This is a genomic window from Variovorax frigidus (assembly GCF_051216515.1).
In the GTDB taxonomy this organism is placed as follows: domain Bacteria; phylum Pseudomonadota; class Gammaproteobacteria; order Burkholderiales; family Burkholderiaceae_C; genus Variovorax.
Genome location: NZ_JBPJZF010000006.1, coordinates 443256 through 463741 on the forward strand (window position 1 = coordinate 443256; position 20486 = coordinate 463741).

The window sequence follows — 20486 nt, forward strand, 5'->3', positions numbered from 1 at the left end:
GGAGGTGCGCCGCGTGCGTCGTGTGCAGAAGCTCAAGGTATTCGTGCAATGCATATCTGGCTGAGTATTGCTCGTTTGCGCCGACCCCGTGCGACGGCTAGGATCGAGCGATTCATTTCCCGTTTTTTCCCTCTTCCTCCGGAGACAGCACATGGCCGCCAAAGCGCAATTCCACTGGGACGATCCCCTCCTGCTCGATCAGCAGCTGACCGACGAAGAACGCATGATTCGCGACGCGGCCAATGCCTACTGCCAGGAGCGCCTGCTGCCCCGCGTGACCGAGGGTTTCCGCAGCGGCGAGACCGACCCCGCGATCTTCCGCGAAATGGGCGCGCTGGGCCTGCTGGGTCCGACCATCCCCGAAGCGTACGGCGGCCCGGGCCTCAACTACGTGGCCTACGGCCTGATCGCCCGCGAAGTCGAGCGCGTCGATTCGGGTTACCGCTCGATGGCCAGCGTGCAGAGCTCGCTGGTGATGGTGCCGATCTTCGAATTCGGCACCGAGGCGCAGAAGCAGAAGTACCTGCCCAAGCTCGCCACCGGCGAGTGGATCGGCTGCTTCGGCCTGACCGAGCCCGACCACGGCTCCGACCCCGGCAGCATGGCCACGCGTGCCAAGAAGGTGCCGGGCGGCTATGCGATCAGCGGCGCCAAGATGTGGATCAGCAACTCGCCCATCGCCGACGTGTTCGTGGTCTGGGCCAAGGAAGTCAGCGAGAGCGGCACGGTCGGCCCGATCCGCGGCTTCGTGCTCGAGAAGGGCATGAAGGGCCTGAGCGCCCCCGCCATCCACGGCAAGGTCGGCCTGCGCGCCAGCATCACCGGCGAGATCGTGATGGACGGCGTGTTCTGCCCTGAAGAAAACGCCTTCCCCGAAGTGCAGGGCCTCAAGGGCCCGTTCACCTGCCTCAACAGCGCGCGCTACGGCATTTCCTGGGGCGCACTCGGCGCCGCCGAAGACTGCATGCACCGGGCCCGCCAGTACACGCTGGACCGCAAGCAGTTCGGCCGCCCGCTCGCGGCCAACCAGCTCATTCAAAAGAAGCTGGCCGACATGCAGACCGAAATCGCGCTGGGCCTGCAGGGCAGCCTGCGTCTGGGCCGCATGAAGGACGAGGGCATCGCCTCGGTCGAAATCACCTCGATCCTCAAGCGCAACAACTGCGGCAAGGCCCTCGACATCGCCCGCATGGCGCGCGACATGATGGGCGGCAACGGCATCAGCGACGAGTTCGGCGTGGCGCGCCATCTGGTGAACCTGGAAGTCGTGAACACCTACGAAGGCACGCACGACATCCATGCGCTGATCCTCGGCCGCGCGATCACCGGCATCGCCGCGTTCGCGAACTGAGCCCACCCCCGTCCCTCGCTCGTTTCGTGTAGCTCGACACCCCCCTCCAGGGGGCCACACCGGCGGCCCGGCAAAGCCGGTTCCGCGGTGTGACTGGCCCACCCCCGTTCACGCTCACTTCGTGTAGCTCGACTCCCCCTCCAGGGGGCAACACCGGCGGCCCGGCAAAGCCGGTTCCGCGGTGTTCCCCGAATGAATGCAGGACCGCCCGCAATGAATTCCGTGACATCAACGGCTGGTGCGCTCGCCGGCCTCAAGGTGCTCGATCTCTCCCGCGTGCTCGCGGGCCCCTGGTGCACGCAGATCCTGGCCGACCTCGGCGCCGATGTCGTGAAGATCGAGCGCCCCGGCGTCGGCGACGACACGCGCGGGTGGGGACCGCCCTTCCTCAAGGACGCGGACGGCAACGACACCGACCAGGCCACCTACTTCACCGCCTGCAACCGCAACAAGCGTTCGGTCACGGTCGACATGGCGACGCCCGAAGGGCAGGCGCTGCTGCAGCAGATGGCCGCGCAAAGCGACATCGTGGTGGAGAACTTCAAGACCGGCGGCCTGAAGCAGTACGGCCTCGACCACGAGAGCCTGCGCGCGGCCAACCCGCGGTTGATCTACTGCAGCGTGACCGGCTTCGGCCACGACGGCCCGCATGCGCAGCGCGCCGGCTACGACCTGATGATCCAGGCCACCAGCGGGATGATGAGCATCACCGGCCGGCCCGACGAGGTGCCCGGCGGCGGCCCGCTGCGCGTGGGCGTGGCGCTGACCGACCTGTTCACCGGCGTGTACGCGAGCACGGCCATCCTGGCCGCGATCGAGGTGCGCCATCGCACGGGCGAAGGCCAGCACATCGACATGGCGCTGCTCGACGTGGGCATGGCAATCCTGGCCAACCAGGCCAGCGCCTTCCTCAACGCGGGCGTGGTGCCGCAGCGCCAGGGCAACAGCCACCCGAGCCTCGCGCCCTACCAGGACTTCCAGACCGAGGACGGCTCGATGCTGCTGGCCATCGGCAACAACGGCCAGTTCGCGCGCTTCTGCGAAGCCGCCGGCCATGCCGAGTGGGCCGCCGACCCGCGCTTCGCGAGCAACACGCTGCGCGTCACGCACCGCGAGGTGCTGATCCCGCAGATGCAGGCGGTCACGCGCACGCGCACCACCGCCGACTGGATCGCGCTGCTGGAAGACAAGGCCGTGCCCTGCGGCCCGATCAACAACATCGCACAGGCCTTCGACGACGAACAGGTCAAGGCGCGCGGCCTGGCCGTGACGCTGCCGCGCGACGCGGGCGATGGCGTCGCGCGCATCACCGGCGTGGCGAGCCCGCTGCGCCTGTCGGCCACGCCGCCGGTGCTGCGTTACGCGCCGCCGGCCCTGGGCCAGCACACCGACGAGGTGCTGGCCGAGTTCGGCCTCGATGCACAGAAGATCGCGGCGCTGCGCGCCGACGGGGTGCTCTGACGGCACCGGCCCGCCTCGCGTCCGCGGCGTCGGCGCCCGATGCGCTGACGCCGGCCGACCGCTACGCGGAGCTCTTCATCGCGGTGCAGCGCGCGCGTGTGTTCCCCGACAGCAAGACCTTCGTCGACTGCGCGCCGCGCGGTGATCCCACAACCATCCTCGCGGCCTACCGCGCGCAATGCGGCGATCCGGGCTTCGACCTGCGGGCCTTCGTCGCCGCGCACTTCGAGGAAGACCATCCGGCGCAACGCGACTACGTGTCGGTGCCGGGCCAGCCGATCGCCGCGCACATCGACGACCTCTGGTCGGTGCTCACGCGCCATCCGCACCAGCTGCCGCCCGGCGGCTCGCTGCTGCAGGTGCCGCATCCCTACGTGGTGCCCGGTGGCCGCTTCGGCGAGCTCTACTACTGGGACTCGTACTTCACGATGCTCGGGCTCGCGGCCAGCGGGCGCCACGATCTGCTCGGCGACATGGTGCGCAACTTCGCGCATCTGATCGACAACCATGGCCATGTGCCCAACGGCACGCGCACCTACTACCTGAGCCGCTCGCAGCCGCCGCTGTTCGCCTTCATGGTCGAACTCGCGGGACGGCTGGGTGCGACGAATGCGCTCGACCAGCTGCCGCAACTGCGCCAGGAACACGCCTGGTGGATGCACGGCGGCGACGGGTCGCTCGCGCCCGGCGGCGCGCAGGCGCGCGTGGTGCGCCTGCCCGACGGCGCGCTGCTCAACCGCTACTGGGACGCGCGCGATACGCCACGCGAAGAGGCCTGGGCCGAAGATGTGGCCACCGCGCAGGGCAGCGGCCGCGACCCGTCCGAGGTCTACCGCCACCTGCGCGCCGCGGCCGAGTCGGGCTGGGACTTCAGCACGCGCTGGCTCGACGAAAGCGAGGCGCCGACGCTCGCGCGCATCTGCACCACCGACATCGTGCCGGTCGACCTCAATGCCTTCCTGTTCAAGCTCGAGACCACCGTCGCCACATTGGCCGCGCAGGCCGGCGACAGTGCGACCGCGCAGGCTTTCACGCAGCACGCGCAACGCCGGCGCGATGCGGTCACGCGCTGGCTGTGGAACGTGGAACAGGGCGCCTTCTTCGACCATGACTGGCGCCACGGCCGGCAACGCAGCGGCCTGACCGCGGCCTGCGTCGCCCCGCTGTTCGCGGGCCTGACCGATGCGCCGCAGGCCGATGCCCTCGCGAAGACGGTGATGCAGCGGCTGCTCGCGCCCGGCGGCCTGTCGACCACCGAAAGCTTCAGCGACCAGCAGTGGGACCAGCCCAATGGCTGGGCGGCACTGCAATGGATGGCGATCGACGGCTTCGCCCGCCATGGCCACCATGCGCTGGCCGGCACCATCGGGAAGCGCTGGCTGGCCACCGTGGCGGCGGTCTACGAGCGCGAGGGCAAGCTGGTCGAGAAGTACGCGCTGCGCCAGCAGGAGCACCAGCGTTCGGCCGGCGGCGGTGGCGGCGAATACCCGCTGCAGGACGGCTTCGGCTGGACCAACGGCGTCACGCGCGCGCTGCTGGCGGCCCATCCGCAGCACACGGCGCACGACTGCGTGGCGCATGCGGCCGCGCCGCTGCACGCCTGAGCCGAGGCGTCGCGGTCAGCGCCTCAGACCGCGCGGCCGACGATCGCGAGCGCGAACACCACCACGCCGATCGACAGGTTGATCGCCACCAGCTTGCGGATGCTGTCGAGTTGCGCCGCGGCCACCGGCCATTCCTTGGCCGCCACCGCGCGCTGCAGCCGTGGGTAGGGCGCGAAGCGGATGTGCAGGAACAGCGCCATCATCACCAGCCCCAACGTGAACATGCCGTGCACGCTCCAGTGCACGCGCGCGAAACCGCCCGAGGCCATCACCAGCGCGAGGCCGCTGAAGAGCGCAGTGGCCACGGCGATCGAGACACCGGTGAAGAAGCGCGACAGCGCCGCGGCCATGAAGGGCAGGCGCTGCGGCGGCTCGAGCGTGGCCACGGCCGCGGGGCGCACCGCGAAATGCATCACCCCCATGCCGCCGACCCAGAAGGTCACGGCGAGCAGGTGCAGGAACAGGAGGAGGGAGGTCGTGAGGAACATGGCGCAGCGTAGACCATCGCGATGGCCGGCGTGTGCAATGCCCTTAGAGCCGGCCGATGCGGAGAAGGACGCAGTGCCGGGGAACCACGGCACGGTCTCGCGCTCCTATGCCCCACAGGCCGGCCGAAGCACGTGCGCGCCATGGCCCCGCCCCTCGTCCTTCCCTTCTTCTCTTTCTCCCGTTTCCATGACAGAAATCCGCAACGCCGTTGCAGATCAGATGCGCTTCCGTCGCCGCGTCTTCGTGATCGCCGGCGTCGTCCTTTTCGGCTTCGGCCTGCTTTCCTCGCGGCTCGTCTTCCTGCAGGTCACGCGACACGAGGCGCTGTCCCGACAAGCCGAAAGCAACCGGACGGCCGTCGTTCCGGTGGTGCCGAACCGCGGTGTCATCGTCGATCGCAACGGGATCGTCCTCGCGTCGAACGACGCGGCGTACACGCTCGAACTGACGCCCTCCAAGGCCGGCGACATCGATGCGGCCATCGCCGACCTGCAGGAACTCGTGCCGATGTCGCCGCGCGAGGTGCGCCGGTTCAAGCGCCAGCTCGACGAGGCGCGCCGTTTCGATGCCGTGCTCCTGCGCAACCGGCTCAGCGAAGAGGAAGTGGCCCGCTTTGCCGCGCAGCGCTATCGCTTTCCGGGCATCGAGATCAGGGCGCGCCTGCTGCGCAAGTACCCGCACGGCGAGACCGGCGCGCATGTCATCGGCTACATCGGACGCATCAACCAGCGCGAGAAGAGCGCGATGGACGACTGGGACGATGAGGACAAGGCCAACTACCGCGGGACCGACTACATCGGCAAGCTGGGCATCGAACAGAGCTACGAAAAGGAACTGCATGGCCAGACCGGTGCCGAACTGATGGAGACGTCCGCGGGCGGCCATGCGGTGCGTCGGCTGTCCAGCCATCCGTCCGCGGCGGGGCGCACCGTGATGTTGTCGCTCGACATCAAGCTGCAGAAGCTGGTGGAAGACATGTTCGGCGAGCGCCGGGGCGCGCTGGTCGCGATCGACCCCGGAACGGGCGAGGTCCTGGCCTTCGTCAGCAAGCCGACCTTCGACCCCAACCTCTTCGTCGAGGGGATCGACGTCGAGAACTGGAAGGCGCTCAGCGAATCGCTCGACAAGCCGCTGCTCAACCGCGCGTTGCGCGGCACCTATCCGCCGGGCTCGACCTATAAACCCTTCATGGCGCTGGGCGCGCTCGAGACCCGGACATGCGCGGCCAACGTGGTGCAGAACGACCCGGGCTTCTACAACTTCGGCGGGCGCACCTTCCGCAGCCACGACGGCGGGCTCGGCGGCGTCGACATGCACCGGGCGATCCAGCGTTCCAGCAACACCTACTTCTATTCGCTGGCCAACGAGATGGGCGTCGACAGAATCCACGACTTCATGAAGCCCCTGGGCTTCGGCCAGCTGACCGGCATCGATCTCGCGGGCGAAAGCCGCGGCGTGCTGCCGAGCACGGCATGGAAACGCAGCGCCTACAGGAAGGCCGCCATGAAGACCTGGTACCCGGGCGAAACCATTTCGCTGGGCATCGGACAGGGCTACAACAGCTTCACCATGCTGCAGCTGGCCTCGGCGAACGCCACGCTCGCCAACGGCGGCGTGAAGTACACGCCGCATCTGGTGCGCGCCATCCAGGACCCGGTCACCGGCGCGGTGGTGAAGAAGATCCAGCCACCCGGCGAAGACCTGGGCTATGCACGCGCGCACGTCGAGGTGGTGCGCAACGCCATGGTGGCCGTGACCCAGGGCGGCACCGGCACCCGCGTCTTCGCCGGGGCGGGGTATGCCTCGGCCGGCAAGACGGGGACCGCGCAGGCGGTGTCGCTCAGCGCGGCGGCGCGCGCAAGCGGCAAGGCCCTCGACCCGCGCCAGCGCGATCATTCGCTGTACATGTCCTTCGCGCCGGCCGCCGAACCGACGATCGCGGTGGCGGTCATCGTCGAGAACGCCGGCTTCGGCGCGGCCCACGCCGCACCGATGGTTCGTCGCGTGTTCGACTACTGGATCTCGGGCCTGTACCCCAACGAGGCCGACATGGCGGCCGTCCGGGAAGGCAAGGCCGGTGCACCGATCGGCACGCCCTTGCCGGCCCGCGCGGTCTGGCCTTTCGACGATGCCGATGCGGCGTCGGAAAAGGGCACGACCGAGGCGCTCTGAGCACCGCCTAGATCGCCGCGCACCCGCAACTGAAGCGCCAGTTCCCCTGGTCGCCGATGATGACCGGTGCGGTCGTCGCGCTGCCGCAGCAACCGCCCCCGTGCACGCCCGGCGCCTGCGCCACGGCGCTCCTGCGCCGCTGCTGGTAGCCGCCGTAGACGTTCACCGGCAGCCAGTCGGGCATCGGCTTCACGAGGGTCGGCGACTGGGCGGCGAAGGGGCCGCTCGCATGCACCACCTCGCCGCCGACCATGGTGAAGACGGCGGTGATGTCCTTGATGTCGTCCTCGGCCACGGCGAAGTAGTCGTCGGACAGCAGCGCGAAATCGGCCAGCCGGCCGGTCGCGATGCTGCCCTTGCGGGCCTCGTCGCCGGTGAGCGCCGCGCCCTCGACAGTCCACATCCGCAGCGCCTCCTCGCGGCTCACGAGGTTGCGATCGGCATTCAGTCGCGTGTCGCCCAGCGTCTTGCCCGTGACCAGCCAGTGCAGCGACACCCACGGGTTGTAGCTGGTCGCGCGGCTCGAGTCGGTGCCGCAGGCCACCGGCAGGCCCATCGAACGCATGCGGCCGATGGCCGGCGCATCGGCGGCCGCATCGCGGCCCCAGGTCTGCGCGAATACTTCGCCGTCGAGCGACATGCGGTTCTGGATCGCGATGCGTCCGCCCATTGCGGCCACGCGTTCCATCGAGCGTGGCGACAGCGTCTCGCAGTGGTCGAGCGCCCAGCGGACGCGCTTCATCGGCACTTCCCGGTTCACCTGCTCGAGCACATCGAGGATGCGCGACGCGGTGCTGTCGTAGCTCGCATGCATGCGGATAGGCCAGCCCTTGGCCACGAGGAAGGTCGCGACTTCGGCGAGCTTCGATTCCATGATGATTGGCGCGGGTGCCACGCTCTTGCCGAAGTTGGCCGGGTCCGTCGCGGCCCAGAGGATGTACTCGCCGGCGCCGGCCATGCGCAGGAAGTCGTCGCCCTGGCCGGGCGAAACCTTCTGCGACCACGCCTGGTAGTCGGCCAGCTCCTGCCCCGGCCGCTGCGCGAACAGGTTGTACGAGATGCGCAGCGTCATCTTGCGTTCGGCGGCGAGTTTGGCGATGCCCGCATAGTGGTCCGGGTAGTTCTGCCCGCCGCCGCCCGCATCGACCACGCTGGTGAGGCCCAGCCGGTTCATCTCGCGCATGTAGAGCTGCGTCGACAGCGCCTGGTCGTCGTCCGACAGCTTGGGCACGCGCGCGAACAGCGCCACCAGCCCGCCCAGGCTCGTGGTGTTGACCACCAGGCCGGTCGGCTGGCCGGCCGCGTCCTTCTCGAGCACGCTGCCGAAGGGGTTGGGCGTGTCGCGGTCGAAGCCGAGCACGCGCAGCGCCGCGCGGTTGAGGAAGGCGCGGTCGTAGAGATTCAGGATGAAGCAGGGCACTTCGCCGGTTGCCGCATTGATCTCGGCGAGCGTGGGCAGTCGCTTCTCGCGGAACTGGTAGGGCGAGAAGCCGCCGACCACCTGCACCCAGTGCGGCGGCTGCGTGCGCCGTGCCTGGTCGCGCAGCATCGTCATCGCATCGGCCAGCGAGGCCACGCCGTCCCAGCGCAGCTCCTGCGAGTAGGTCAGGCCGCCGCGGATGAAGTGCGCGTGCGAGTCGATCAGGCCGGGCACCACGGTGCGTCCCTGCGCATCGATCACGCGGGTGCGCGGGCCGATCCAGCGCTGCATCTCGAGGTCGCTGCCGACGGCGCAGAACTGCGTGCCGCTGACGGCCATGGCCTGTGCGCGCGGCGCCTTCGGGTCCATCGTGGCGATGCGTGCGTTGAGCACCACGGTATCGGCCGGGCCGGCGGGCGCCGTGCTCGCACAGCCCGCGAGGCCGAGCCCCGACAGCCCGCCGGCCGCCGCGAGGCCCAGCGAAGCGCGCAGGAACTGCCGGCGCGGCGGCGCCCCGTCGATGTGGGTGCAGGCGGGATCGCACCAGTGGCTGTACCTGCCCGTGTCGATCGTGGTCTTGCCGTCGGTCGTGCCGACCTTGTCGAACAGTTTCATGGGTGGCTCCGGCGACGGGGTCAGTCGACCTTGATGCCCGCGGCCTTGACGGTGCGGGCACCCTTGGCGGTCTCGTCGACGATGAACCGGTCGAACTGCGCCGAAGGCATGGTGAAGGGCTCCGCGCCGAGCTTGTCGAGCCGGTCCTTGAGGTCGGGCGAGGCCATGATCTTCGCGACCTCGGCCTGCACCCGCTCGACCACCGGCCTGGGCGTCTTCGCCGGTGCGAACAGCCCGACCCAGAACAGGTACTCCGAGCCCGGCACGCCGGCCTCGGCCGTGGTCGGCAGCTCGGGCTGCACCGACGAGCGCTTGCCGGTGCCCACCGCCAGCGCCTTCAGCTTGCCGTCCTTGATCAGCGGCAGCGCCGACACCATCGGCGCGAAGAACCAGTCGACGCGCCCGCCCATGATCTCGGTCATGGCTTCCGGCGTGCCGCGGAAGGGCACGTGCTGCGCCTGCAGGCCGGCGGCCAGGCGGAACACCTCGGCGTTCATGTGCGTGGCCGAGCCGTTGCCGGCCGAGGCGTAGTTGAAGCTGCCGGGCTTGGCCTTGGCCTGCGCGACCAGGTCCTTGACGTCGGTGAAACGGCCGGGCGAGGTGACCAGCACGTTGGGCAGGCTGGCCATCGGCGTGATGCCGGCGAAGTCCTTGAGGGTGTCGTACGAGAGGTTGGGGTAGATCGAGGGATTGACCAGGTGCCCCGCCGAATGCACCAGCAGCGTGTAGCCGTCGGCCGACGCCTTGGCGACCTGCGCCGCGCCCAGCGTGCCACCTGCGCCCGGCTTGTTCTCGACGATCACGCTGGTCGCGAGCGCCGGGCCGAGCCGCTCGGCCACGATGCGCGCGACGATGTCGGTGCCGCTGCCCGCGGTGAAGGGCACGACCAGCCTGATCGGCTGGCCGCGCGGCCAGTCGCCCTGGGCATGGGCGCTGCCCAGCGCGAAGGTGGCGAGTGCGCCCATGAGGAGGAGGCGGCGGGTGGGGTGCGATGCGTTCATGTTCTTGTCTCCGTTGTTGAATCTCTGTTCATCTCGGTGGGCGCGATCGGCGGGCGGCGAGGGAGGCGTCAGTGCGGTGGGGGCGCCGCGGTCGGCATGACGAGCACCACCAGCACCGGCCGCCGGGTCCGGTTCTCCAGCTGCCGCTTCTCGCCGGGCGCGAAGCGGCACGAGTCGTACGGGCCCAGCTCCTGTTCCTCGGTGCGGCCGTCGAGCTCGCCGATCAGCGTGAGGCGGCCTTCGAGCACGAGGTACAGCTTCTCCATGGGCGAGCCGTCGAGTCCGGTGCGCCCGCCGGGCAGGATCTGGCTCATGCCCATCCACATCTGCTCGGACGGGCCGGCCTCCTTGCCCTGCAGGCGCAGGCAGCGCATGTCGAAGTGGTTGGGCGCCTCGTAGGTGGGCGCGGTCTCGAAACGTGTGACGTGCATGACGCGGTGCTCGTGTGTCGGTCAGGGCCGCAGCACGACACGGTCGGTGCTGCCCGAGAGCACCAGCCGGTAGGCGTCGATGGCCTGGTCGAGCGTGAAGCTGCGCGCCACCGGAAAGGGCCGCAGCGTGCCGCGCTCGAAGCCCTCGCGCATCGCGTCGAGCTGCGCGGTGGCGGCGATGCAATCCATCGCCAGCGAGTCGATGCCCACGAAGGTGTGCATGCCGCGGTAGAACGCGAAGATGTCGAAGGGCACCGCGCGCTCGTGCGTGGCGATGAAGATCTGCGTCGCGCCTTTGGCCATCGATTGGTTCGCGGCCTCGAAGTAGGCGCTGCCCACGGTGTTGTAGACCACGTTCGCGCCGCGACCGCCGGTGCGTTCGCGCACCTGGGCCGCCACGTCGGTCTGCGCCGCGCCGCTGGCATCGATCGTCTCGACCGCGCTGCAGGCAAAGCCCTCGAAGGGCCCGGCACGCCGCTGCACCGCGATCACCCGCGCACCGGCCTGTGCGGCCAGTTGCACGGCCGCCTGCCCGACCTTGCCGTTGGCACCGAGCACCAGCACCGTCTGCCCGGCCTGCGGCATGCCGCTGCGGCGGAAGCCCTCGTAGGCCGTGACGAAGGGCACGCCCACCGCGCCGGCCTCGTCCATCGAGATGTTGCGCGGGCGTTCGCGCAGTGCGGCTTCCGGCAGCACGATGAAGCGCGCATGCGAGCCGTTGCACGTGATGCCGATGTCGCCGCCCGAGCCGTAGACCTCGCGCCCGATCCATGCGCTCGGCCCCGCCACCACCGTGCCGGCGAAGTCGCGGCCCGGCGTGCGCGGCCAGACGGCCTGCGGCATGAGGCCCAGCGCTGCCTTCACGTCGCTCGGGTTCACCGCCGCGGCGCCCACCTGCACCACCGCGAAGCCGGGCTGCGCCTCGGGCCGGGGTTGCGCGGCGATGTCCAGCGTGAGCGAGGCGAGATCGGCCGCCTTCCGCTCGACGCGCAGCGCACGCGCCGCATGGCTGTTCACGGCGGCGCTCATCGCACACCTCCTGCGGGCAGGCCCAGCATGCTGCGCGCCTCGGTGGCGCTCGCCACCTGTCCGCCCAGGCTCACGATGATGTCGCGTGCCTTCGCCACCAGCTGTGCATTGCTCTCGGCCAGCACGCCGTGCGAGAGGTAGATGTTGTCTTCCATCCCGACGCGCACATGGCCGCCCATCAGCCAGGCCTGCGCGACGATCGGGAACTCCATGCGGCCGATGCCGAAGGCGCTCCAGAAGGCGCCGCGCGGCAGCATGTTGCGGGCGTACAGCAGCGTCTCGGGCGTGGGCCCGAAGCCGTACTTCACGCCGAGCACGAAGGTCCACATGCCCGGGCCGTCGAGCGTGCCGTCGGCGATCAGGTCGAGCGCCAGGTGGATGTCGCCGGAGTCGAAGATCTCCAGCTCGGGCTTCACGCCGGCCTCGCGGATCACGCGGGCCATGCGGCGCACGTTCTTCGGCGTGTTCATCACCACGTCGGGGCCGCTGTTCATCGTGTTGAGGTCGAGCGAGCACACGTCGGGCCGGATCAGTGCGATGTGCTCGACGCGCCGCTCGGGCGGCAGCAGCGAGGTGCCGGGCGCGTAGACCTTCGGGTCGTCCTCGCTCGGGATGAAGCGCCCGCCCGGCCCGGTCGTGAGGTTGACGATCAGCTCGCGGTCCTGGCGGCGGATGCGCTCGACCACCTCGCGGTACAGGTCGACCTCCATCGACGGCTTGCCCGTGCCCGGATCGCGCACATGGATGTGCACCTGGCCGGCACCGGCCTCGGCCGCGGCCAGGCATTCGTCGGCGATCTGCGTGGGGGTGATGGGCAGGTGCGGCGTCTGCTCCGGTTTCACGAGGTTGCCCGTGACCGCGCAGGTGATGAGCGTCTTGTTCACAGGTGGCGCCCTCCGTCCACGACGATGCGCGTACCGGTGACGAAGCGCAGCGTGGTGGCCAGCGCCTCGACCGTGGCGGCCACGTCCTCGGGCAGGCCGATGCGGCCCAGCGGCGTGGTGGCCGCCATCCTGTTCTTGAAGTCGTCGCCGCGGCCGGGCACGAAGGCCGACTCGACGGCGCCCGGCGACACCGACACCACGCGCACCGCGGGCGCCAGTGCCTTGGCGAGCGCATCGCCCACCACGTCGAGGCCTGCCTTGGCCGCGACGTAGGCCAGGTTGCTGCCCACGCCGGTGAAGCCCGCGATCGACGACACGTTGACGATCAACCCGTCGCCGCTGGCCTTGAGCAGCGGCGTGAAGGCGCGGATGGTGGCGAACACGCCGCGGAAGTTGGCGCGCAGCAGTTCGTCGATGAGTTCGTCGCTCAGGCCCTCGAGATCGCCCGCGGGCACCGGCCGTGTGTGGCCCGCGCTGTTGACCAGGATGTCGCAGCGGCCGTGCGTGGCCTTCACCTGCGCGGCGGCGGCCTGCAGGCTCGCGCTGTCGACGATGTCGGCGCGCAGCGCGCCGTGGCGCTGGCCGCCCTCCGAGGGCAGGGCGGCCGCACGCGCGTCGGCGTCGTCGCCCTTGCGATGCAGCAGCACGCAGGTCGCGCCGAGCGCGGCCAGGCGCCGGGCGCTGGCATAGCCGATGGCGCCGAGTCCGCCGGTGATGACGGCCACTTTGCCGTCCAGTCGTGTGAGGGGGTCGAAGCTCATGGGGGTGTCGAAGTGAGGAAGAGAAGAAAGGAAGCGAAGAAGGCGGTGCGGCTCAGGGGATCGGTGGGCGCGGGAACTTCATCTCGCCGGGCTCGAGCTGGAAGTCGTATGCGAGGGTCGCGCTCTGGCCGTCGGGCTGCAACGCATAGCGGCCGATCAGCTGCCGCGTGACGCCGAAGGTCGGGTCGCTCTCCAGGTTCTCGTCGTCGTCGGCATAGACCTGGCTCACCAGCACCTTGTGGCCGGGCTTGCTCACCATGAAGTGCAGGTGGGCCGGGCGGTTCGGGTGGCGCTGCTGGGCGCGCAGCAGCACGCCGCAGGGCCCGTCGGTCGGCACCGGGTAGCCCGCGGGCCGCACGCTGCGGAAGTGGTAGCGGCCCTCGGCGTCGGTGCGAAAGCGGCCGCGCAGGTTCATGTTCTCCTGCGTCGGGTCCTGGTTCTCGTACAGGCCGACCGGCGAGGCCTGCCACACGTCGACCATCGCATCGGCCACCGGCCGGCCCTGCACGTCTCGCACCACGCCCGACACCGCCAGCGGAACGCCCGGCGTGCCCGAGCGCGCGATCGAATCGCCGCAGGCGCAGTCCGGCGCGTTGGCGCGCCAGAACGGTCCCAGCAGCGCGGCCGGCGACTCGCCCTGCGGGTCCTGGTTGTTCTGCAGCGCGACCACCGTCGACAGGCCCAGCACGTCCGCCGCCAGCACCACCTCGTTCTTGCTGTCGCCGGTCGCCTGGCCGATGGCCACGAGGAATTCGAGCGCGTGCTCGAACTCGGCTTCAGTGAGCTGCACCTCCTGCACGAAGGCATGCAGATGGCGGGTGAGCGCTGCAATCACTTCACGCAGTCGCGGGTCGGGCGTGCGCGCCATCGCATTGAGCGCGATCTGGAGCACCGAGGCGGGGGTGGTGACGATGTTCATGGGCGACAGTTTTTTTGCAAACGTTTGCACGATTATTCAATCGTTTCGGTCAAGGCTAAAATCCGGGTTAACGCGAATACTCTCTGACCGAAGGGTTTTCGTGGCCTCGACCTGTCTCATCAACCGTTTGCAAAGAATGCCCCCCTCCAGCCCTGCCACCGTGACCATCCGCGATGTCGCCCAAGCCGCCGGCGTGCATGTGTCGACGGTCTCGCGCGCGCTCAATCCGGCCAAGCGCGGGCTCATCAGCGAAGAGGTACTGAAGGTGGTCGAGGCCGCGGCGCAGCGCCTGGGCTACCGGCCCAACCGCGCGGCCTCCGCGCTGCGCACGGGGCGCACGCACACCATCGGCGTGCTGGTGCCCGACATCACCAACCCGGTGTTCCCGCCCATCCTTCAGGGCATCGAAGCCAGCGCCGCGGCGCGCGGCTACTTCGTGTTCGTCGCGAACGTGGGCGATCCGCAGCTGGCGCAGCCGATCCTGGCGCGCATGCAGGCGCAGCAGATCGACGGCCTGGTGATGGCCATCGCGATGCGTGACGATCCGCTGATCGACTTCATCCGTGCCAACGGCATGCACGCGGTGATGGTGAATCGCGCCGACGAGAGCGGGCGCCTGCCCGCGGTGGTGAGCGACGACCGGCTCGCGATGAAGCTCGCGGTCGACCATCTGGTGGCGCAGGGCCATGTGCGCATCGCGCATCTGGCCGGCCCGCAGAACGTGCCGACCGGCGTCGGCCGGCGCCAGGGCGTGGAACAGGCGCTGCAGGACCACGGCCTCGCGGCACCGCGCGTGGTGGCCTGCGAGAACTACAGCCGCGAGAGCGGCCGGCAGGCGATGCGCACGCTGCTGGCGAGCGGGCCCCGGCCCGAGGCGGTCGTGTGCTGCAACGACCTGGTGGCGCTGGGCGCCTACGACGTGCTGCGCGAGGCCGGGCTGCGGGTGCCGCAGGACATCTCGATCACCGGCCACAACGACATGCCGCTGGTCGACATGGTCGACCCGCCGCTCACCACGATCCGGCTGCCGCATCGCGAGCTCGGCTGGCGCGCCGCCGAGATGCTGTTCGACGAGATCGAGGGCAAGGCGCTGTCGGCTTCGACCGTGGTGCTGCGGCCCGAACTCGTGGTGCGCGCATCGACGGCGCCACCTCGGGCCTGAAACGCATCCTCGCCCGGGTCAGCGGGGCCAGGACGCGCGCTCAGCGGCCGGCGTCGCGACCATTCCTGGATCTCGCAGCGGCCGATGCCCAGGTCGTTGAGCTCGCGGTCGCTCATGCGGCGCAGTTCGAGCACATCGTGACGCTCGGCGGCCGCGGCGCGACGGCGCTCCAGCCAACGGCGCAGCCTGGCGAGCAGGGTGGGCGAGGTGGCAACGGCGGCGGCGGTCGGGCGGGTCATCGAGGGCTCCAGGGTGGGGTGAGCCGCGATCTTCTGCCTTCAGGTGCTATTGTGGAAGTTGAGATTCCTGAGACTGTCGATCAGCTTTTCTGATGGACCTGAAAAAAGACCACGCCATGCGCCAACTCAACCTCGACCAGCTGCGCACGCTGATCGCCATCGCCGACCTCGGCACTTTCTCCGCCGCCGCGCAGGCCCTGCACCTCGCGCAGCCGACGGTGAGCCTGCACATCAGCGAACTCGAATCGCGGCTGGGCGCGAAACTGGTCGCGCGCGGCAGCCGCAGCGTCACGGTGACGCCCGCGGGCGCCGCGCTGGTCGAACGCGGGCGCCGGCTGCTGCGCGATGCGGACGAGGCCATCGAGGCCGTGCATCGCCAGGCCGAAGGCCGGCTCGGCCGCGTGCGCCTGGGCACCTCGACCGGCGTGGTGATCGACCTGCTGCCGCAGGTGCTCGAAGCGCTGCAGGCCAGCCAGCCGGGCATCGACGTCGAGGTGAGCATCCTGGGGTCGGCCGAGGCGATGGCGCGGCTGGCGCAGGGCACGCTCGACATCGGCCTGGTGGCGGTGCCGCAGCCGCCGCTGCGCGAACTGGTCGTCACGCCCTGGCACAGCCAGCCGATGAAGGCCTTCGTGCCGCCCAAATGGAAGGCGCCCCGGCGCGTGACGCCGGCCTGGCTGGCCACGCAGCCGCTGATCTTCAACGACGCGCGCACGCACATGTACCGCCTGGCCATGGAGTGGTTCGCGAACGCGGGCCACGCGCCGCGCGCGCGCATCGAGCTCAACTACGACGTCGCCATCCGCAGCCTGGTCGCCGCGGGCTACGGCGCCGCGATGCTGCCCCTGACGCCCAGCACCGACGAGGCATGGCAGGAGCGCGTGCAGATCCTTCCGCTGAGCCCGCCGCTCACGCGACGGCTGGGCATCGCGCACCGGGACAAGGGGGCGATGGATGGTGCGACCGAACGGGTGGTCGAAGTCCTGCACCGGTTCAGGCAGCGCTGATCGCGCACGCATCGCCGATACACTGCCCCGGCTCTTTTTCCCGGTTCAGAGAATCACCATGCCCGTCTTGCGTCAGCGCCTTCTTTCCCTTGCGGTCTCGTGGGCCTGTGGCCTGGGTGCCGCCTTCGCGGCCGAGGTGCCGGTGACCGATGCCGCCGCGGCCCGTGCACCCGTCCCGCTGGCAGCCTTCGCCGCGCTGCCTGCGATCCAGCACCCGAGCCTGTCGCCCGACGGCCGCGCGGCGGCCATGGTCCAGAACGTCGACGGCATGAGCTACGTGGTCGTGAGCCGCTTCGGCGAAAAGCCCAAGATCCTGTTCAAGACCGACAACGCCAAGTACACCTTCTGGTCCTTGCGCTGGGCCGGCAACCAGCGCCTGCTCGTCGGTGCGCATTTCTCGGAAGACCTGCGCGGTGTGCGCGCGATCGAAACGCGGTTGATCGCGATGGACGCCGACGGCGGCAACCTCAAGGCCGACCTCACGCGTGCGATGCTGGACGACGGTTTTTCCAATCGGATGCGGCGCATGCCGCAGATCCATGACCGCATCCTCACCGGCCTGCGCGGCGAACCCGAGACGGTGCTGCTGGCGCTCGACACCCGGCAGCCGGGCCAACCCGATGTCTACCGCCTGGACGTGCGCAGCGGGCGATCGCGCCTGGAGCAGCGCAACCTCGGTGGTCTCGACACCTGGCTGGTCGACCGGGAGGGTGAGGTGCGGCTTGGTTACGGCGTCAGCGGCACCACCGCGCGGGTGATGGTCAAGCCGACGGCCTCGCCCGCGCGTCCCGCCGAATGGACCCCGCTGGTGCGCTACGACGCCACCGACGCGGCACAGACGCGCGTGCATGCGCTGAAGCCGCTGGGCTTCGATGCCGACCCGCGCTTTCTCTATGCACTGGCACCGGTCGATGGCCGCAATGCGCTGGTGCGCATCGATCTGCACGACCCGGCCTTCGCGCGCGAAACCCTGCTGGCCGATCCCCGCCTCGACGTGCGCGCCACGCTGCTGCGCGACCCCCCCACGGGACGTGTCGTCGGTGCCGAGTACGTGACCGACACCTCGCATGTCCTGTATTGGGACGCGGACGCCCGCCGACGCGGTGAATTGCTGTCGGCCGCACTGCCGGCGCGCGCGCTCGAGGTGGTCAGCAGCGACGAGGCCGGCCTGCGCAGCATCGTGAGGGCCAGCGAGGCCGCACGGCCGCCCGAGTACTTCATGGTCGATTGGGCGAGCGGCCAGGTCGAACCTTTTGGTCGCAACCACCCGACATTGGACAAACAGCCGCTGGCCACGCCCCGGCGGATCGCATTGCGCAGCCGCGACGGCCTGGCGCTCGCGGGCTTCCTCACGTTGCCCCCAGGGGGCGTGCCCGGCGCGCGGCCAGCACGCCCCTTGCCGGCCGTGCTGCTGTCGCATGGCGGCCCCGCTGCGGCCGACACCGGCAGCTATGACTACGTGTCGCAGTTCATGGCCAGCCGTGGCTGGGCGGTGCTGCAACTGGACTCCCGCGGCTCGACGGGCTACGGCCAGGATTTCCGCGAAGCCGGCCGCCGCCGCTGGGGCCTGGAGATGCAGGACGACCTGGCCGACGGCCTGCGCTGGATGGTCGACCAGGGCATCGCCGATGCCGGGCGCGTGTGCATCGCGGGCAGCAGCTACGGCGGCTACTCGGCGCTCATGGGCGTCGTGAAGGACCCCGCGCTCTACCGCTGCGCCGTGAGCCTGGCCGGCCCGGCCGACCTGCGTGACCTGCTCGCGCATTCGCAGAAATTCGTCGGCTACGCCGTCAACGCCGAGGCCGAGATCGGCACCTGGTGGGGCGATCGCGAGCAGCTGCGCCAGACCTCGCCGGCGTTGCGCGCTGCGGAGATCCGCGTGCCGGTGCTGCTGGTGCACGGCGCGAACGATCCCGCGGTGCCGGTGACCCAGTCGCGCGACATGGCCGAAGCTCTGCAGAAGGCCGGACGCACCGAAGTGCGCTATGTCGAACTGCCGCTCGGCGATCACACGCTGAGCCGTCAGCAGGACCGGGTGCAGTTCCTCACCGAGGTGGAGCAATTCCTGCAGAAAAACCTGGATTGAGCGGCGCGACCTGCGCCACCACCCAGCGCGGATCGTCCAGCGCCAGGTCGTGCCCCGCCGTAGGATGCTCGGCGATGGGCAACCGCCAGGCCTGCGCCAGCCGGCGCGAGCAGCCCGGGTCGACCAGCGCGTCGCCCGCGCCGAGCAGCACCCGCAGCGGCACGCGCGGTGCCTCGGCCGGGGCGCGGTAGCGCGCGGCGGCGAACAGCTGGCGCAGCGCGTTCGCGGTCGACACCGGATGCCGTGCGCGCAGTGCGACCCAGTCGGCCACGATGCCGGGCGCGGCCATGCCGGTGGCGTGGTGCCGGCTCGTGAGCCGCAACACCGTGGCCTCGCGCGCCCGCGCATCGCGCCAGGGCCACAGCACGCCGAGCAGGGCCGCGTAGTGGCGCGGCCGCAGCCGCTGGTGCCAGGCGCTGAAGGGCCGCAGGCTGGTGTTCACCAGCACCGCGCTGTCGATCTCCCGCGGATGCCGATGCGCCCATTCGACTGCCACCATCGCGCCCAGCGACATCGCGAGCAGATGGCAGCGCGCAATGCCGATTGCCTGCAACTGCGCGCGGCAATGCTCCATCGTGGCGCGGATCGATGTCGGGCTCGCGAGCGCATGCAGCGCACCCGCGCCCGGCAGGTCGATCGTCAGCACGCGCGCACCGGGCGGCAGCGCGGCGGCCAGCAGCGCGGGCAGTGCGCCCCAGTGGCCGGCCTCGCGCGTGAGGCCGCGCAGCAGCACCCAGGTGTCGCTCGTGAGTGCGCAGGTCACGCGGTGTACCAGCGCGCCAGCGCCTGCGCATGGTGGCGGCGCCGCGCCTCGTCCGTTGGCACCCATTGCGCATGGCTGCTGGCCGCGCGCGTGATGAAGTCCATCCACCACATGTGACGGCGCAGCACGCGCTGCTGGCGGTGCGCGATCACCGGGTTGAAGATGCCGTGGCGCGAGAACAGCTGGCGCGGATTCTTCTTCACCCACAGCCATGAGCCCATCTCGAGCGTGAGCGGCAGGAACAGCGTGCCGGGCCGCTCGCAGGCCGTGAGGTAGAGGTGGTCCCAGAGATCGCCGTGCGCCATGTACTGCCGGCTTTGCGGCTCGAGCACATAGGGGTGGTGCAGCAGGCTCAGGTCGATCAGTTCGCCCAGCGCGTGCATCTCGGGCAGGTGGGCCATCGGCTGCGGCGTGTGGGCATAGGGAAACCACAGCCGGTCGCTCAGGCCGAAGCCCGAATGGCAATCGAGTGCGATGCTGAAGGGGCGGCTCAGCAGTTCGCTCTCGACCAGCGCGCAGAGTGCGGCGCTCTCGGCCTCCATCGCGGCGCCTTCGATGCCACGGTACCAGGGCAGCGTCGCGCTCAGGCGCTGGCCGCCGAGCAGCCAGGGCACGCGCTCCTGCGAATCGACGGGTGCATTGCGCATCAGGTCCACGCCGCGCGGGTTGGCGCGCGTGTTGAGCCACAGGCCGCCGGGGTTGACGATCGGCAGGAACACCAGGCGCAGGCTCTCGAGTTGGCGCTGCAGCGTGGTGTCCCACTGCAGCCGCGTCACGATGCTGCGCAGATAGGCGATCGTGACCTGCGCGCCGATGCGCTCGAGCCCGTGCACGCCGCCGAAGATGCCGACCGCGGGCACGTCCTCGCGCGTGCTGCCCAGCAGGAAGGCCTGCACCTCGAAGCGCTCCTCGCCGACCTCGACCTCGCACAGCACGCGGCGTTCCATCGACGGCCCGGCGAGGTCGACGAGGGCCTGGAGTTCGAGCAGTTCGGGCAGGTCGGAGGGGCGCAAGATGCCTGCAGGATAGCGCTCCGGCGTGCCATCAAATCGTCACACGAAGCCCCTAGGCTGGCACCCGGTCACCACTCTT

Annotated in this window: 17 protein-coding genes and 1 pseudogene; 7 read left to right on the top strand and 11 right to left on the bottom strand. The window is 70.2% G+C overall.

Annotated features, from left to right (window positions below; all coding sequences use genetic code 11):
- The first annotated feature begins 151 nt into the window (after positions 1-151).
- The 3 genes from ACSFBC_RS20165 to treF all read left to right on the top strand — a co-directional run bounded on the left by ACSFBC_RS20165 (position 152) and on the right by treF (position 4416).
- On the top strand, positions 152-1351 hold the full coding sequence (locus ACSFBC_RS20165; RefSeq protein WP_435512133.1) for an acyl-CoA dehydrogenase: 1200 nt from the start codon (positions 152-154) through the stop codon (positions 1349-1351).
- A gap of 213 nt (positions 1352-1564) precedes the next feature.
- Positions 1565-2812 carry a CaiB/BaiF CoA transferase family protein gene (locus tag ACSFBC_RS20170; protein WP_435512134.1) on the top strand — a complete coding sequence of 416 codons (1248 nt, stop codon included), beginning with the start codon at positions 1565-1567 and terminating at the stop codon, positions 2810-2812.
- Positions 2809-4416: an alpha,alpha-trehalase TreF gene (gene treF / locus ACSFBC_RS20175; RefSeq protein WP_435512247.1), complete on the top strand. Its 1608-nt coding sequence runs from the start codon at positions 2809-2811 to the stop codon at positions 4414-4416. Before ACSFBC_RS20170 ends, treF begins: the two co-directional genes overlap by 4 nt.
- Positions 4417-4439: 23 nt before the next feature.
- Here the strand turns inward: treF and ACSFBC_RS20180 are convergent, their stop codons facing one another.
- A complete protein-coding gene (locus tag ACSFBC_RS20180) occupies positions 4440-4904 on the bottom strand; it encodes a CopD family protein (protein ID WP_435512135.1) in 465 nt (154 codons plus the stop codon).
- 187 nt (positions 4905-5091) lie between these two features.
- On the opposite strand from ACSFBC_RS20180, the gene mrdA reads away from it, so the two are divergent.
- On the top strand, positions 5092-7077 hold the full coding sequence (gene mrdA / locus ACSFBC_RS20185) for a penicillin-binding protein 2 (RefSeq protein ID WP_435512136.1): 1986 nt from the start codon (positions 5092-5094) through the stop codon (positions 7075-7077).
- 7 nt (positions 7078-7084) lie between these two features.
- On the opposite strand, the gene ACSFBC_RS20190 is transcribed toward mrdA, so the two are convergent.
- The 7 genes from ACSFBC_RS20190 to ACSFBC_RS20220 form a co-directional block, all read right to left on the bottom strand.
- Positions 7085-9112: an amidohydrolase gene (locus tag ACSFBC_RS20190; protein ID WP_435512137.1), complete on the bottom strand. Its 2028-nt coding sequence runs from the start codon at positions 9110-9112 to the stop codon at positions 7085-7087.
- Between the two features lie 20 nt (positions 9113-9132).
- Positions 9133-10113 carry a Bug family tripartite tricarboxylate transporter substrate binding protein gene (locus ACSFBC_RS20195; protein ID WP_435512138.1) on the bottom strand — a complete coding sequence of 327 codons (981 nt, stop codon included), beginning with the start codon at positions 10111-10113 and terminating at the stop codon, positions 9133-9135.
- Positions 10114-10181: 68 nt separating this feature from the next.
- On the bottom strand, positions 10182-10544 hold the full coding sequence (locus ACSFBC_RS20200; RefSeq protein WP_435512139.1) for a cupin domain-containing protein: 363 nt from the start codon (positions 10542-10544) through the stop codon (positions 10182-10184).
- A 21-nt stretch (positions 10545-10565) separates the two neighbouring features.
- The gene (locus ACSFBC_RS20205; RefSeq protein WP_435512140.1) at positions 10566-11573 is read right to left on the bottom strand and encodes a quinone oxidoreductase family protein; all 1008 of its coding nucleotides are present in this window, start codon (positions 11571-11573) and stop codon (positions 10566-10568) included.
- Positions 11570-12457, bottom strand: coding sequence for a beta-keto acid cleavage family enzyme (locus ACSFBC_RS20210; RefSeq protein ID WP_435512141.1), 888 nt, complete (start codon positions 12455-12457; stop codon positions 11570-11572). Before ACSFBC_RS20210 ends, ACSFBC_RS20205 begins: the two co-directional genes overlap by 4 nt.
- Positions 12454-13218: an SDR family NAD(P)-dependent oxidoreductase gene (locus ACSFBC_RS20215; RefSeq protein ID WP_435512142.1), complete on the bottom strand. Its 765-nt coding sequence runs from the start codon at positions 13216-13218 to the stop codon at positions 12454-12456. The genes ACSFBC_RS20210 and ACSFBC_RS20215 overlap by 4 nt, the downstream gene beginning before the upstream one ends.
- A 52-nt stretch (positions 13219-13270) precedes the next feature.
- On the bottom strand, positions 13271-14137 hold the full coding sequence (locus tag ACSFBC_RS20220; protein ID WP_435512143.1) for a dioxygenase family protein: 867 nt from the start codon (positions 14135-14137) through the stop codon (positions 13271-13273).
- Positions 14138-14273: 136 nt separating this feature from the next.
- On the opposite strand from ACSFBC_RS20220, the gene ACSFBC_RS20225 reads away from it, so the two are divergent.
- Positions 14274-15299 (top strand): LacI family DNA-binding transcriptional regulator, encoded by a 1026-nt coding sequence (locus ACSFBC_RS20225; RefSeq protein WP_435512144.1) that lies wholly within the window; start codon positions 14274-14276, stop codon positions 15297-15299.
- A gap of 77 nt (positions 15300-15376) precedes the next feature.
- On the opposite strand, the pseudogene ACSFBC_RS20230 reads toward ACSFBC_RS20225, so the two are convergent.
- Positions 15377-15538: pseudogene (locus ACSFBC_RS20230) on the bottom strand (YjiS-like domain-containing protein); the annotation flags it as partial.
- Positions 15539-15654: 116 nt separating this feature from the next.
- Here ACSFBC_RS20230 and ACSFBC_RS20235 point away from each other — a divergent pair.
- Both ACSFBC_RS20235 and ACSFBC_RS20240 read left to right on the top strand, forming a co-directional pair.
- On the top strand, positions 15655-16545 hold the full coding sequence (locus ACSFBC_RS20235; RefSeq protein WP_435512145.1) for a LysR family transcriptional regulator: 891 nt from the start codon (positions 15655-15657) through the stop codon (positions 16543-16545).
- A 58-nt stretch (positions 16546-16603) separates the two neighbouring features.
- Entirely contained in the window at positions 16604-18631 is a 2028-nt protein-coding gene (locus ACSFBC_RS20240) for an alpha/beta hydrolase family protein (RefSeq protein WP_435512146.1), read from the top strand.
- Here ACSFBC_RS20240 and ACSFBC_RS20245 read toward each other — a convergent pair.
- Positions 18591-19394 carry an alpha/beta fold hydrolase gene (locus ACSFBC_RS20245; RefSeq protein ID WP_435512147.1) on the bottom strand — a complete coding sequence of 268 codons (804 nt, stop codon included), beginning with the start codon at positions 19392-19394 and terminating at the stop codon, positions 18591-18593. The genes ACSFBC_RS20240 and ACSFBC_RS20245 overlap by 41 nt on opposite strands.
- On the bottom strand, positions 19391-20407 hold the full coding sequence (locus ACSFBC_RS20250) for a M14 family zinc carboxypeptidase (protein WP_435512148.1): 1017 nt from the start codon (positions 20405-20407) through the stop codon (positions 19391-19393). Before ACSFBC_RS20250 ends, ACSFBC_RS20245 begins: the two co-directional genes overlap by 4 nt.
- Positions 20408-20486 lie beyond the last annotated feature (79 nt).